Genomic DNA, 13,208 nt, shown 5'->3' with positions numbered 1-13,208 from the left:
CGAGAGATTACTTATCGTTTAGTAAGTTGCTGCGAAAAATATATCAGGGCAGAGGCCGTTGCTCCCGCTCCGCGATGCCATCGAACAGCACACTGACCAGGGAGGCCGCCGGATGCGTCCCTGGCAGTCTCTTCGCCTCCCGCAGCATGCCCATGTAGAGACCAACCAGGACGTTAACTGGCAGATCAGAGCGAATCACTCCCGCATCGTGGGCAGCTTGAAAAAGACCCGTGACCTGCTGTCTGATCCGGTCAAGCAAGGACAGGATTACCTGCTGGTGTTCCGGGTCCTTGAGATGTTCCCTGGCATCGCGTAACAGCATGCTCAAGCGCTCGTCAAGGGGAAGGGAGAGCAACGCAGCGGTGAGCAACGTCAACCGTTCTCGGACATCCTGGGTCGCGGCAAGAGCCCGATCGATCCCGGCCACGCCCTCGTCCACAAACACGGCCTGGATCATCGTGGTGAAGAGATCTTCCTTACCTTTAGGAAAATGGTAATACAAGGCGGCGGATGTGACCTCGACGGCTTCGGCAATCTCTTTCATGGACACGCCTTTATAGCCTTTCGCCAGAAACAGATCTGCCGCTTTGGTCAAAATCTGCCGCCGGGTTTCCTGGTCCACAGGGGAGGATGCAGGCTCCACCTGTTGCTTCACCGGTTGTTCCATGATGGCACGGCTCCTCAGCAAATTACTAAACGATCAGTAAGTTCTACCGAGAGAATAGCACAGGCACAGAAATGCTGTCAAGGAGGAGAAAAATGGGGCTCTCCGTCCTTCCGGGGGAATTTGAAGAAAAATGGATCAAAGAAAGGGAGGAAGAGGCTTGCCTTTCGTTGAAGCGGGTAAGAACAGAAAGGGGGCAGCACATACAAAGGCGAGAGCGGCACACCACGGTTTGAATGAGCTAACCCCTGGCGGGTAACGGTCGCCTTCCTCTCTGTTGTGCAAATCAGCACCATTATGAGACTAAGAGTCTCCTGGCAGAGCATCCGCAACAAGGGGAAAAGAGGAAGACTGGCATTGTTGCGCCGCTCGCTCGTCTGATTGAAAAGGTGGAAGGTTCGCCCACAAATGGTGAAGTGCATACGCACGCCATGGGCGCCATGCCTCAGAGTGTCTCTTGAGAGTACGTGTATCTACAGGTAGCCTGTGATGTGCGAATGCACGTTGGAGACCGAGATCGCCAGGTGGATACGCGTCCGGGTCGCCCAGGGCTCGCATGGCAATGAAGGAGACTGTCCAGGGCTCCATCCCCGGAAGACGCAGCAGCCGGGTCACGGTTTGCTCGCGGTCCGCGTCTCGGGATAGGACCAACTTCTCCTCAACGACCTCACGAGCAAGTGCTTGCAGAGCATTCACCAACTTTCCGGGGAGACCGATCTCTTGCAAGTTGGCTCCTGACACAAGTTGTGGAGATGGAAAGAAGTATGAGAGCGTTCCAACTGGCTTGTCTAGAGGTACCCCAAGCCCCCTTACCAGCCACCTTGACACGGTTTGGGCACTGATGACCGGCATCCACTGATCGATAATCGCACGGGCAGCAAGTTCAAATCCATCTATGGCTCCAGGAAGGCGCAATCCGGGACGAGCATTGACCAGCGGGGCCAGGAGAGAGTCCGTTCCTAACACCTCAGCGATCATCGCGGGGTCGGCATCTAGATCGAAGAACTGCCGACATCGCTGCACAAGCAGACTCAGATCGCTCAAATCAGAGAGTTGGAGGCGAAGCAAGACCACATTGGCTGCTTCTTTCGGCTCCAATTCAATGATCCCGTGGGATTGTGGAAGCACAATGGTTCGTCGGTAGCATCCGTTGGTGACTTCCTCGACTCCCGGCAGCGCCCTGCTCTCCAGATAGGCTAACAAGGTCGCGCTCTCAAAGGGGGGGCGATACGGCAAACGCAACGTGAGCTTTCCTTCGCCGCTCTGGGGAGGGAAAATCTTGCGACGAAAAGATGAGGGCGGACATCCAAACGTAGCCTGCATGGTCTCGTTAAATTGTCGGATACTGGAGAACCCGGCTGTAAAGGCTATGGTTGTCAGCGACAGATCGGTTTGATCTATCAACAGGCGTGCGGTCTGAGCGCGGCGGGTCCGCGCCAAAGCGAGCGGGCCAACGCCTACTGTAGCCAGCAGTTCTCGATGCAAATGGCGCTCGCTCACCGCAAGGTGCCGTGCCAGTCCGGGAACGCCCTCCCCATCCACCACGCCCTCAGCGATCAGGTGCAACGCTCGTGCAACCAGGTCTGCCCGCAGGTTCCATTCGGGAGAGCCCGGACTGGCTTCAGGGTGACATCGACGACACGCTCGAAACCCGGCGGCCTCTGCCGCAGCTGCGCAGGAATAGAAGCGAACATGCTGGGCTGCGGGCATCGGTGCCGGGCAAATGGGCCGACAATAGATCCCGGTTGTGATCACTGCTACGAAAAACTGTCCATCAAAGCGAGTATCACGACTGCGCATAGCTTTATAACAGAGATCGAAGTCAGCGATGAGGTGTGGTGTTTCCATACTGGTATGGTACCCCAGGGGCAGTGAAGAAACTAGCACGTTTCGGACATGCTTGTGCGCAACCCATGGAGAAAGCAGGTGGTTTCTTCGTGCGCAAAAGTTACCCCTACTGAGATCTGGTCGAGAGGTGCGTTTGAAAAGTGAACATGGCTGAAAGTTGCCAGCTCTTCCTCAGTGTTCCATGTAAACTATTGACCTCGTGAGAGAGAGCTAAAGTTTGAGCGGATCGAGCCGATTAAAGGAGGCATGGGAGCACCAAAGAAAGCCGATTGGCGAGAAGAGAGGCGCAAACGCGCCTGGGAACTGAAACGACAAGGATGGAAACAAAAAGATATCGCAGGAGCTCTGGGGGTCACGGAGGGAGCGGTGAGCCAGTGGATGACAAGTGGAAGAGAAGGAGGGGAAGAAGCGCTTAAAGCGCATCCGGCGAAAGGAGCCACGCCCCGCTTGACGGCAGAGCAGCAAGCCCAAATCCCAGCCGTGCTGGCGAAAGGAGCGTCAGCCTATGGATTTCGCGGGGATATCTGGAATAGCCGGAGACTGGCGGTGGCGATCAAACGAGAGTTTGGAGTGAGCTATCACCCCGATCATTGTGGGTATCTGGTACGTAAGCTGGGTTACAGCATGCAGAAACCGGTCGAACGAGCCACCCAACGCGATGAGCAAGCGATCAAGTGCTGGAAAACGCAGCGCTGGCCCCATCTAAAAAAAAAGCCGAGCAGGAACGCCGCACGATAGTCTTTGTCGATGAAGCGGGCTTTTATCTGTTGCCGATGGTCGTGCGAACCTATGCTCTGCGAGGGCAGACACCAGTGCTGCGTGTGAGGCTGACGCGCGATCATCTCTCCGCCATTGGAGGGATCACAAAGACCGGACGGCTCTTCATGCAGATGCAAGAGCGGGCATACAACGCCGAGGATGTCGTGCGTTTTTTGCGGATGTTGTTGCGCAAGATCTCGGGCCCACTCCTGGTCATTTGGGATGGATCTCCCATCCACCGCGCAGAGGTGGTCAAGCAGTTTCTTTCAAGTCCGATGGGCAAACGGGTGCATCTGGAACGCTTGCCTGGCTACGCCCCTGAGGTGAATCCGCAGGAACAGGTGTGGAACCTGCTCAAACGTCGCGAACTCAAGAATCTGTGTTGTCGGGATCTGGCTCACCTGCGTCAGGAACTCGTGCGTGCCAAAGAGCGTCTTCGCCATCGACGAACCATTCTTCAACACTGCTTTGCCTATGCTCTTGATGAGGTTTAGTTGTTTCTCACGAGGTCAATAAGGAGGCTGATCGGCTAATGGCCCTCCAGGAGAGCGGCTTGAGGCCACAGGATCACCAATAATACAATCTCTGGAGGTTCTTCTATGTCACGATGGCAAGTGGAAAACTATCGTACTCTTTTCCAAAACGAGTCTTTTCGCAGGTTCTGGTTTGGTTTTACCTTCTCGGCGGTTGGGGATGCGATGACCCGGATCGCACTGATCTGGTTTGTGTATCAATCAACTGACTCACCCCGGGCGATTGGCATATTGCTCCTCTGTTATACCGGCCCGGTAGTAGTTGGTGGATTATTTGCCGGGGCGCTTTTAGACCGCTTTGACCGGCGGATAGTCATGCTGACCGATAATGTGTTTCGAGGGGTTGTTGTTGCCTCAATTCCCGTTCTCTACTTCTCCGGTCATCTTGTCCTCTGGCACATCTACCTGGTTGCAGGTGTATACGGATGTTTCATGATGATCTCATTGGCCGGCGGACCTTCTCTCATTCCTGGCCTCGTCTCCCAGTCTCAATTAGCGACCGCGAATGCGTTGGAAACCCTGAGCTATACGTTAAGTGGCGTGATTGGCCCACCAGTCGCGGGCTTACTGATTGCCAGATTCGGCGCGCCTTCGGTGATCGTGATTGATGCACTCTCCTACGTGGCCTTTGCTCTGGCCTTGACGAGAGTGAATGTCAAAGTCGAGCACAACACACGAGCGCAGGTGGTTGATGCAACCTACCGGTTCCGTGATGCCGTCTCCCTCCTGTTGCAAAACCAGGTGCTTCTCTCTACAACCCTGATGTTTATGTTGTTTAATGTAGGAGAAGGCTTTCTCTCGGTGTGGCTTCCGCTCTTTTCAGTTCAGACGCTACAAGGTGGGCCTGACCTGTACGGCCTGTTACTGGGTGTGCTGGCAGGCGGTGAGGTCATTGGTTCCATTCTAGCAGGCAGTCTCGTGTTACCGCTCTCCCTGGGCCTGTTGATTTGCCTGGCACAAGTCCTCTCAGGCGTATCTCTCGTCCTCTTGCTTCTCTCACCAGGGATCGGAGGAACCATAGCTGGACTGACCTTTCTTGGTTTTTTCAGCGCACCACTCACCATCTGGGCACAGACGCTGCGAATGCAGATTATTCCTGAGCGGCTACGCGGACGTACCTTCGCCCTCTTACGCACATTGATGCAAAGCACTGGTCCACTGGCTAGCGGAGGAGCCGGGGTGCTGTTTTCGGTTTTAGGGATACCAGCGATGATAGGCTTCTCGGCAGCCCTGGTAGGGCTTCCTGGCATGTTTGGGTCTGCCATCAAGCAGCTTCGTTCGCCAGCAAGACCATCCTTGGAGGCAGAGGAAGGAAAGCTCTGACCATTCACGAGAGCGTTCTGGGGTCAACACATCCAAAGCTGAACGTAGCGTTTTTGGGTTTTGATATGCTGATCCCATAAACAGCGACTTCAAGGGAAACAAGTCTTGCCAACGCAGCAGCATACCACAAAAGAAGCCCTCAGAGGAGAGGGAATAGTCGTGCCGTTAGATCTGCCAGAAATGCATGTTCTCAGCTTGACTTTGTACATTTTGAGCGAATGAAAGAGAACAAGTTGCTCTCGGAAACATGTGTCAGTTTGGCTTCCCAGGCTACGCCTCGCCTATTTGCTTCTTCAGGTGTTCGTTCTGGCCAGGAGTTTTCCAACATCAGCCTCTGGTTGGGATGTTTCCCAATGCTGAAGAACTGATGCGCACACAGCTTGAGAGCCTGCAAATACCCTTCTCAAGGCTTGGGAGGCAATGGCATCTGTGAGCAATGCTGATCTGCCATTTCCAAAAAAATGTACAAAGTCGAGCTGAGCTCGACTTTGTACATTTTTTGCGAGTCCCGCCGAGGTCAGCTTCCGACAGTGAATGTATCAGCAGGCCTCTCAAGCCGTCTGTGTATGATACGGAATACAGAGTGCTTCTCTGCTCGTCGACTTTTTCCACATCAGGCTGGTGCAGGTGACGTTGAAAAAGGCAACTGGTCCCGCGTTTTCCCTGCTGCAGGCTTCCCAGGGCTCTTCAGAAGCTCTTTTCGATGGGGAGAGCCTCAAGGCACTCGTTGGCCAAAGAAAATTTTGTACAAAGTCGAGCTCAGAGCTTGTTTGAAAAGGTCATTTTCTCGCCAAGCGTCTGATCATCAAGCGAGTCATAGCAATGTAGATCATAGCTTCGCTGCTTTCTGTCAATGTCTCGTAATCCTTTCCCAAGCGACGACATTGGGTAATCCAGGCAAAGGTTCGTTCGACGACCCAGCGTCTGGGCAGGACAACAAAGCCTTTCTGATCATCGCTACGTAGCACTGGTTGGAGAACAAAGTGAAAATGCAGGATCACCCATTCAAGCAACTGGCCGCGATAGCCACCATCGACCCAGATCCGGCGGAGCTGTTTGCACGCTCCACCCAGGCGCTTGAGCAGCAGCTTGGCTCCCGCCGCATCAGAAATTGAGGCTGCCGTGACCACAACGGCCATGAGCAAGCCTAACGTATCGACCAGTATATGGCGCTTGCGGCCATTGACATGTTTTCCTGCATCATAGCCACGAATGCCGGGTCCCTGAGCCGTTTTCATACTTTGACTATCGAGAGATCCTGCCGTTGGGTGCTTGTGACGACCAAGGCGTCGACGAACCTGCGCACGCAACGTCTCGTGAATGCGCTGCCACGTCCCATCGCGGCGAAACGCACGAAAGTACGCATACACGCTTTGCCAGGCGGGATACTCTTTGGGGAGCATCCGCCATTGGCATCCTGTGACAACCACAGAGAGGATCGCGTTGATCACGGCTCGCATCTGCAAGGTTCTGGGTCGCCCTCCCGGTTTGGCTGGTGGGATCAGGTCTTTGATACAATACCATTGGGCATCCGTCAGATCTGTGGGATAGATTTGGTTTGTTTTCATCTCTCAAGTGTATCTCACCTGACTGGTTGCCCCTTTTCAAACAGGCTCTAACAAAGCGAATACCAGACAGAATGATATAAAAAGCAGGCCTTATTGACAGCTACATAACTTTCTACTAAATTAAAGAAAGATGTAACAAATAAGGCGGATTTGACAAATGGAGTTTGCAAAATAGAATAAAGCAGTAAGAGTTTTTTTACTGTTACTCACGCAAAGATAAAGGCCTGCGAGAAAAACTTGATATTTATTTACGACCCTTGAAGCATTCAGGATTGATACAATCGTGAAATTGAGCCAGGCATGAATTGGGAATCGGAAACCAACACACAAATTAATACTGTTGATATCACTCTATTACTCATCAGCCCAGATTTTATAGCATCAAACTATTGTTACAGCGTAAAAATACAAAAATCCTTGGAAAGGCAGAAGCACAGTAGAGCCACTATTTTACCTATTATATTACGCCCAGCCTAATAGCAAGAAAATGTTCGTCAATTACAGAGGAGAATTGGTTAGTGAGCGGATTTGATGAAGCTGCCAAGGAACTCAAATTAGAAGATGCATATACGTCGCGAGAGGCGGCAGATAAAATCGGCTGTCCTTTGACGTCACTTCCCCATTACATTAATGATGGAAGGTTGACTGCCTATATGCGCGACAACGAGACGGGTAAGTTGATACTCAAAGAAGGTCCCTCTCAAGGGAAACGATTGTACTTCCCTCGCGTCCAGGTGGACAAGTTTGAGTATCGTTTAGATCAAGTAGGTCAGAGCAAGACCAGGACCTACAATCCAGAGAATACACGATCTGTTTACCATCATGAATATTATGTGACCAAGCTGAAGGAGAAGAGGAGGAGGAGGCAGAAAAGTGAAACAGCCAACGAAGCCACTAGCGGAAAATGAGAGAATGACGATACAGCAGGTGGCAAAGTATCTGCAAGTATCAGTAGGATGGGTGCAAGACCTGGTGCAACAGGGAAAGCTCACACCCATATCCGCCTTTATAGCAATTGTGAGTAAGGAAGTCACCACCCGTGCAGATAACAATCAAGGTTTTTGTGCTGTTAGTGATTCCTCCCCGAGACAAGAGATACTCGCCCTTCTCCCCTTCGCTTCAGATACTCTTCAAAATCGGGTCAATCCCAGCCTGCCCGCCAGGATAATGTTGGGATTGACACTCCACCCTCAACCCAGGATTTTCCTTCGATCAGTGGGCGCAATTCCCGTGCTTCCAAAGTCCGCGTCGAGCACAATACGGTAATGCGCTTTGCCTGATTCCAGGCGGGCAAAAGCCTCATTCACATCACTCATCTTAAAATGCTCAACTAGTGGTACGATGTGATGACGCGCAGCAAAGTTCAACATATCCGCAATAGCGACCGGTGAGCCAGTGGGAGATCCTGAAACGCTCCGCTGACCATTTATCAGGTCGAAGGCTGCAACTGGAATTGCTTCCAGCACGGCACCAACAATGTGTAACTGTCCCTGAGGCGCAAGCGTGGCGATCAACGCCGACCAATCGAGCGGGACATTCACTGCGACGATCACGTGGTCGAGAGCACCAGCCAGGGCACGAATCTCTTCCGAGTTCCGGCTAGAGAGAACCCGGTGAGCACCAAAGGATCTTGCTTCTTCATATTTAGACTCACTAGAGGTCAAAGCGGTCACTTCACAGCCCCAGGCGGTTGCAAACTTCAGGGCCAGATGACCGAGTCCGCCAATGCCGACGACCCCAACGCGCTGAGTGGGTTTGATATCATGGGTGAGGAAAGGTGAGAGGACCGTGATACCACCGCACAGGAGAGGACCTGCTGCGCTTGTATCTAATGCATCAGGTAATGGAATGGCCCAGGTCCACTGAGCGCGTACCCGTTCAGCAAAGCCGCCGTAGTGGCCAACGATCGTAGGGACAACCTGGCTGCAGAGATGGTGATTGCCTGAAAGACACTCGTGACAGTGCAAACAACTCTGGGCAGACCACCCAAGTCCAACATGCTGACCAATGGTCAGCCCTTTGGCATGCTCCTCTAAGGCGACCACGCGACCGATGACTTCGTGACCAGGAATGCAGGGATAGGTTGATATGCCCCAATCATTGTTGCGGATGGAAAGATCAGAATGGCAGAGTCCACAGGATTCTACCGCGATTTCAACTTCCTCTGGACCAAGCGTTCCAGCCTCGTATTCGTAGGGAACGAGGGGTTGTCCGGGACCATGAGCAGCCCACGCATGGATTTTGGACATCGTGTTCTCCTTGGGATATGTCCTTTTTGCATTCAGATGCGTTTGTTCTTGTTCTTGTTCTGATTGGCTGAGTTTCATGGCGTCTTCCTACGATTTGTATACGCACATAAACAAACACGAGCGGTTATCTCTTGCCTCCAACTGGACCGCAAAGGGGGCTTATCGGCACAGTTTCCTCTTCCCCGTGGTATATTATCGGCAGAGTTGTGGACGCGATCTCCCGAAAAACTGCGCCGATAATGTAGCTATGCCGATAACAAGGAGGAGCTATGTGGAATGAGATTGCCGCCTGGCAGGAGCAACTGCACCGGTATTGTCAACTTGCTTGTAGGAATGCAGTGTATTGTTGAGCTATAAAGAAGAAAAATACAGCAAGGCAGTGAAATTGGGGAAGATAGATCGTTATGCAGCCTGCTTGACTCCAGCCACCTCATTCCATTGCTGGAAGCGGTCCTGGGAAATGGTACGATATTCTCCAGCACGCAAACGGTGCCGTCGCGGTTGAAAATGCCCAGCAATGGGGCCAAAGGTGGAGAGAAAGCGTTGGGCCTGTGCGGGTTGATTTGAAGCGCCGCATTTTCCTTTCACGCAGTCGGGTGGGTTAGTGTGAGTTTTCTGCTCTATTGTTCAAGTGTTTGTGCTGACGATGCTCCACACCAGGCAGGATCTCGCGTTTCGCCGCACCATAACTTCTGAGCTTATCAGTGATGATGACACGAGGGGTTGTGTCAGAACTGAAAACACAGAAGCCTACCAGGGAACGGCAAAGGCAGAGATATTATTGTCTTATATTAGGAGACTGCTTGTATCGCTTCCTTCAATGAGCATGTGTGGTGGGATCAGGCGCAGGGATGGAAAAACCTGCTGAACAACCTGCGACTCATTCTCCAGCCTACGTCTTCTACTGCTTGCTCTTGCCTTGGCTGATGGTCTTCGACATCCCTGATCTCCACTCCGGCTTTGCCACGCTCATTTCCTTCATGAACGGCTTTCACGCCTCCCTCCCGTTCTGACAAAAGAGGGACTAGGAATACAACAAGAACTTGGAATGCAAAACTCACTCAAAAGCAGGTAGGTAGAACGATGATTGATCGAAAGAAAAAACCAACGCTAGAGCAGATACGAACCCTCTTCCCTTTCGACGTGCCCGATCTGGCGCGAGCCGCAGGAGCAGAATTGCAGGGTAGCTGTCTACCAACGTCCATCACTGTCTACTGCGTGCTCATTTCAAGCCACATTCTCTACGCTTTTATCTGGATGTCTGTGGTTGTCTACCGGCTTAGCTGTCAGTTTGGCTGTCATACTCAAAAAAAACGATTGAGCTGTCAGTTGTCTCCCTCTTCTTCTCAGCAACATCCTCATAAGCTAGCGCCTCAAGCCAATGCATCACACCTCCTTCGATGCGACTAAAATCTCTGGTTGTGCCATCCATTAGCCATCATTTCGCGTGTTCTTGTTCCCATGAAACCAGAGCAAATTGATGGTCCAGAGGCATATTATGGCAGCACCTACCATTCGCTGAAAAGTCTACCATGTATATACGAAAAGTCTACCTTCCACTGAAGAGTCTACCAATTTCGCAAAAGCCTACCAATTGGAGAGAGAGAAAGTCTACCATCTGCCAAAAAGATCATCTCCAGGCTGCGCGAAAAACTGATCAAAGGGCAAAAGGGTTCATGCTCTCAGCTCTGGTGAGTCTCAAACACAAAAGGCAAAAATAAAATAGGAAAGAAGAGGCATAATAATAGCGGGAGAGAGGAACAAAGGAAGACCTAGCTATCAAGGGTGAACGAGAACTCTCAGGGGATCTCATCAGCGGCTGGAAGGGAGGAAGCCTATCACCGCTCCATCAGCCTTCCCACCCTCTCTGGTCACAAGACAGCAAGGACGATCAGCACACCCTCCAGCAATGAACCATGAAGTTAGTAGGCCAATGGAAGAGAACACGGAGACTACGTCAGCAGCAGAAGCCGATGCGGCAAGAGCCACCGTGGTGGCTCTAAGGAGTGAGGGGTTTCCTCAAGAACTGGGGATGCGAGATCTCACCAGCCTCCTGCTGTTGTTTATCAAACCGGCCCGTAAAACCCTTGGCTTTAGCCATAGGGATATGAGGGCCGTTCCTTTTGTGGGTGGATAGGGTGGTAGGGGAGAACGCTACACTTGTATTTATGCTCACAATGTTGTATAATTACAACCATGAAGAGACATAGAGAAGAACAAACGACTATCAAGATGTGGGTCAAAACACACGACAGCTTGAGACTTCTTGCGGCTCTGCAAAAGAAAAGCATGGTAGAAGTGCTTGATCGCTTAGTAGGTGAAGCCCTCAAGAAAGAGCAGGTGAAACCGCATGGCTCTCAAGACCTTTAAGTTTCGCCTTTACCCCACCAAGAATCAGCGTGAGAAGCTAGATTGGACTCTTGCTAGATGTTGCGAGCTGTACAATGCCGCTTTACAAGAGCGTCGAGAGATGTATAAGTACACTGGCAAGGGCACAAACTACAATGCGCAAGCCAATCAACTCCCTCAAATCAAGGAGATCAGGGAAGAGTACAAGGACATCCACTCTCAGGTGTTGCAGGATGTGCTGAAGAGGGTAGAGAAAGCGTTTAAAGACTTCTTTCGACGTGTGAACAACCATGAGACCCCAGGATTCCCACGCTTTCAGGGGCGCAATCACTACGATAGCTTTACGTACCCACAAGCCGGCTTCTCCCTCAAGAATGGGCGGATTGAGCTTTCCAAAATTGGGCATGTGAAGCTCAAGCTACACCGTGAGGTGCTTGGCACTGTGAAGACATGTACCATCAAGCGAGAGGGGCAATGCTGGTACGTGTGTTTGGCCTGTGAAGTGCAAGCTTGCCCACGCACGCCCTACATCGATGATGCCGTGGGTATTGATCTTGGGGTCTCGAAGTTGGCAACCCTCTCCACTGGCGACGTGATTGAAAACCCACGCCACTCTCGCAAAGCAGAGAAGAAGCTCGCCAAAGCTCAACAAGGTCTGTCGAGAAAGAAACGGGGTTCTAAGCGTCGTAAGAAGGTTATACAGCGTGTAGCAAAGCTGCATAGGAAGGTTCGCAATCAGAGGCAAGACTATCTGCATCAGTGGTCGCGTCGTTTGGTCAACACCTACGAAACCATCGTTTTTGAGGATATCGCGCCTTCTAACCTCTCCAAACGAGCCAAGCCCAAGCAAGACGCAGAGACAGGTAAGTATCTTCCTATTGATCTGAGCATAAAAACCTAAAGAGAGTAGCCGGCATGAGCAAAACAGTGACGCAGAGCCTGCTTGCGATGCCTGAGCCTTGCACGGGCGAGCAGCAGTTCATGCTCAAGCTCAGACAGATCCTTGCAACAGCGATTCTTGAGTTCACGACGTTTAAGCAGATTCCAGACTCCTTCCTGGGGATTGAACTCGGGTGCATAGGCAGGCAAACGTTCCAGGTGAATGCGTGCAGCAGCGCCTTGCGCCAGGAAATCTTTGACGGCCTGGCAGCGATGGATGGTGGAACCGTCCCAGATGACGAGCAACTTGCCTGGGATCTCGCGCAACAGCAGTCGCAGAAACCCCACCACATCTGGTCCCTTGTAAGAGCGTTCTTGGGTCTGCATAAAGAGACGCCCCTCGGGAGTCAGCGCACCAATAGCCGAGATGTGGTCATACGTCAGCGGCACGCGCAGGACCGGCGTTTGGCCCACAGGAGCATACGTGCGTACCGCCATCGGCAAGAGATAAAAGCCCGCCTCGTCTACAAAAACGATCTGCCGCTTTTCTTGCTCTGCTTTTTTTTGAGGGCAGGCCAGCGCTCTTCTTTCCATGCCTTGATGGCCTCTTCATTCCTTTGGGTGGCCAGTTCAATCGGTTTTTGCACACTCTGCTTGGCTGCGCGAAGGAGGCGGCTACAATGGGCTGGATGATACCTGACACCAAATTGCTGCTTGATCAGCACTGCCACCCGAGCCGTGGTCCAGGCCTCACCGCGAAATCCATAGTGCTCGGATCCTTTGGCCAGCAGGTCAGGCAACTGGGCGCGTTGTTCCTCAGTCAGTTTAGGTTGGGGACCTGGTGGTGGCTGGTGGCGCAGCCCATCAGGACCATCTTGCTTCGCTCGACTCATCCATTGACTCACCGCACCTTCAGTGACTCCCAAGGCCTCGGCGATGTCTTTCTGTTTCCAGCCTTGCTGATACAGTTGCCAGGCACGCAGTCGTCGACCTTCGCGCCAATCTTTGGGAAGGGGTTCTTTCTTGCTCATACCTC

Annotated in this window: 14 protein-coding genes and 1 pseudogene; 8 read left to right on the top strand and 7 right to left on the bottom strand. The window is 52.2% G+C overall.

What is annotated here, in order from left to right; genetic code table 11:
- Positions 1-43 precede the first annotated feature (43 nt).
- Positions 44-667, bottom strand: a complete 624-nt coding sequence (locus KTE_RS34180) for a TetR/AcrR family transcriptional regulator (protein WP_201389590.1) — start codon at positions 665-667, stop codon at positions 44-46.
- A 300-nt stretch (positions 668-967) separates the two neighbouring features.
- Positions 968-2,512, bottom strand: coding sequence for a DNA-3-methyladenine glycosylase 2 family protein (locus KTE_RS34175; protein WP_201389588.1), 1,545 nt, complete (start codon positions 2,510-2,512; stop codon positions 968-970).
- Positions 2,513-2,758: 246 nt separating this feature from the next.
- Between KTE_RS34175 and KTE_RS48070 the strand changes: the two genes are divergently transcribed.
- The 3 genes from KTE_RS48070 (at position 2,759) to KTE_RS34165 (ending at position 5,127) form a co-directional block, all read left to right on the top strand.
- Complete coding sequence (locus KTE_RS48070) at positions 2,759-3,250, top strand: winged helix-turn-helix domain-containing protein (RefSeq protein ID WP_236600252.1); 492 nt, start codon at positions 2,759-2,761, stop codon at positions 3,248-3,250.
- Complete coding sequence (locus KTE_RS48065; protein ID WP_236600253.1) at positions 3,187-3,765, top strand: IS630 family transposase; 579 nt, start codon at positions 3,187-3,189, stop codon at positions 3,763-3,765. The genes KTE_RS48070 and KTE_RS48065 overlap by 64 nt, the downstream gene beginning before the upstream one ends.
- A 105-nt stretch (positions 3,766-3,870) precedes the next feature.
- A complete protein-coding gene (locus KTE_RS34165) occupies positions 3,871-5,127 on the top strand; it encodes an MFS transporter (protein ID WP_201389586.1) in 1,257 nt (418 codons plus the stop codon).
- Between the two features lie 779 nt (positions 5,128-5,906).
- Here KTE_RS34165 and KTE_RS34160 read toward each other — a convergent pair.
- Positions 5,907-6,695, bottom strand: coding sequence for an IS5 family transposase (locus KTE_RS34160; protein ID WP_201389584.1), 789 nt, complete (start codon positions 6,693-6,695; stop codon positions 5,907-5,909).
- Positions 6,696-6,983: 288 nt separating this feature from the next.
- On the opposite strand from KTE_RS34160, the gene KTE_RS49990 reads away from it, so the two are divergent.
- From KTE_RS49990 to KTE_RS49985, 3 genes are read left to right on the top strand one after another with little or no spacing between them, the layout of a single operon-like run.
- Entirely contained in the window at positions 6,984-7,172 is a 189-nt protein-coding gene (locus KTE_RS49990) for a TIR domain-containing protein (RefSeq protein ID WP_374226855.1), read from the top strand.
- Positions 7,173-7,213: 41 nt separating this feature from the next.
- Entirely contained in the window at positions 7,214-7,603 is a 390-nt protein-coding gene (locus KTE_RS34150; protein ID WP_201389580.1) for a hypothetical protein, read from the top strand.
- Between the two features lie 4 nt (positions 7,604-7,607).
- On the top strand, positions 7,608-7,961 hold the full coding sequence (locus KTE_RS49985; protein WP_374226854.1) for a helix-turn-helix domain-containing protein: 354 nt from the start codon (positions 7,608-7,610) through the stop codon (positions 7,959-7,961).
- Here KTE_RS49985 and KTE_RS34145 read toward each other — a convergent pair.
- Together KTE_RS34145 and KTE_RS34140 are read right to left on the bottom strand one after the other, a co-directional pair.
- Positions 7,886-8,944 carry an NAD(P)-dependent alcohol dehydrogenase gene (locus KTE_RS34145; protein WP_201389578.1) on the bottom strand — a complete coding sequence of 353 codons (1,059 nt, stop codon included), beginning with the start codon at positions 8,942-8,944 and terminating at the stop codon, positions 7,886-7,888. The genes KTE_RS49985 and KTE_RS34145 overlap by 76 nt on opposite strands.
- Before the next feature lie 402 nt (positions 8,945-9,346).
- A pseudogene (locus KTE_RS34140) lies at positions 9,347-9,665 on the bottom strand (DDE-type integrase/transposase/recombinase); the annotation flags it as partial.
- Positions 9,666-10,877: 1,212 nt separating this feature from the next.
- On the opposite strand from KTE_RS34140, the gene KTE_RS34135 reads away from it, so the two are divergent.
- Positions 10,878-11,081, top strand: coding sequence for a hypothetical protein (locus KTE_RS34135; protein WP_201389576.1), 204 nt, complete (start codon positions 10,878-10,880; stop codon positions 11,079-11,081).
- A 213-nt stretch (positions 11,082-11,294) separates the two neighbouring features.
- The gene (locus KTE_RS34130; RefSeq protein WP_236600791.1) at positions 11,295-12,194 is read left to right on the top strand and encodes a transposase; all 900 of its coding nucleotides are present in this window, start codon (positions 11,295-11,297) and stop codon (positions 12,192-12,194) included.
- Here the strand turns inward: KTE_RS34130 and KTE_RS49080 are convergent.
- Positions 12,191-12,766, bottom strand: coding sequence for an IS630 family transposase (locus KTE_RS49080; RefSeq protein WP_236600298.1), 576 nt, complete (start codon positions 12,764-12,766; stop codon positions 12,191-12,193). The two genes, KTE_RS34130 and KTE_RS49080, sit on opposite strands and share 4 nt — an antisense overlap.
- Positions 12,697-13,203, bottom strand: a complete 507-nt coding sequence (locus tag KTE_RS49075; RefSeq protein WP_236600299.1) for an IS630 family transposase — start codon at positions 13,201-13,203, stop codon at positions 12,697-12,699. The genes KTE_RS49080 and KTE_RS49075 overlap by 70 nt, the downstream gene beginning before the upstream one ends.
- Between the last annotated feature and the right edge of the window lie 5 nt (positions 13,204-13,208).

It is taken from the genome of Ktedonobacter sp. SOSP1-85, from assembly GCF_016587415.1.
Taxonomy (GTDB): Bacteria; Chloroflexota; Ktedonobacteria; order Ktedonobacterales; family Ktedonobacteraceae; genus Ktedonobacter.
The sequence above is the reverse complement of the archived record's forward strand: the minus strand, read 5'-3'. Positions and strand labels throughout refer to the sequence as shown.

Bases quoted from the DNA above. Each gene is read 5' to 3' on its own strand.
- KTE_RS48070 (WP_236600252.1), top strand. From the start codon at position 2,759: ATGGGAGCACCAAAGAAAGCCGATTGGCGAGAAGAGAGGCGCAAACGC.
- KTE_RS34165 (WP_201389586.1), top strand. From the start codon at position 3,871: ATGTCACGATGGCAAGTGGAAAACTATCGTACTCTTTTCCAAAACGAG.
- KTE_RS34175 (WP_201389588.1), bottom strand. From the start codon at position 2,512: ATGGAAACACCACACCTCATCGCTGACTTCGATCTCTGTTATAAAGCT.
- KTE_RS49985 (WP_374226854.1), top strand. From the start codon at position 7,608: ATGACGATACAGCAGGTGGCAAAGTATCTGCAAGTATCAGTAGGATGG.
- KTE_RS49080 (WP_236600298.1), bottom strand. From the start codon at position 12,766: ATGGAAAGAAGAGCGCTGGCCTGCCCTCAAAAAAAAGCAGAGCAAGAA.
- KTE_RS34160 (WP_201389584.1), bottom strand. From the start codon at position 6,695: ATGAAAACAAACCAAATCTATCCCACAGATCTGACGGATGCCCAATGG.
- KTE_RS49075 (WP_236600299.1), bottom strand. From the start codon at position 13,203: ATGAGCAAGAAAGAACCCCTTCCCAAAGATTGGCGCGAAGGTCGACGA.
- KTE_RS34130 (WP_236600791.1), top strand. From the start codon at position 11,295: ATGGCTCTCAAGACCTTTAAGTTTCGCCTTTACCCCACCAAGAATCAG.
- KTE_RS34135 (WP_201389576.1), top strand. From the start codon at position 10,878: ATGGAAGAGAACACGGAGACTACGTCAGCAGCAGAAGCCGATGCGGCA.
- KTE_RS34180 (WP_201389590.1), bottom strand. From the start codon at position 667: ATGGAACAACCGGTGAAGCAACAGGTGGAGCCTGCATCCTCCCCTGTG.
- KTE_RS34145 (WP_201389578.1), bottom strand. From the start codon at position 8,944: ATGTCCAAAATCCATGCGTGGGCTGCTCATGGTCCCGGACAACCCCTC.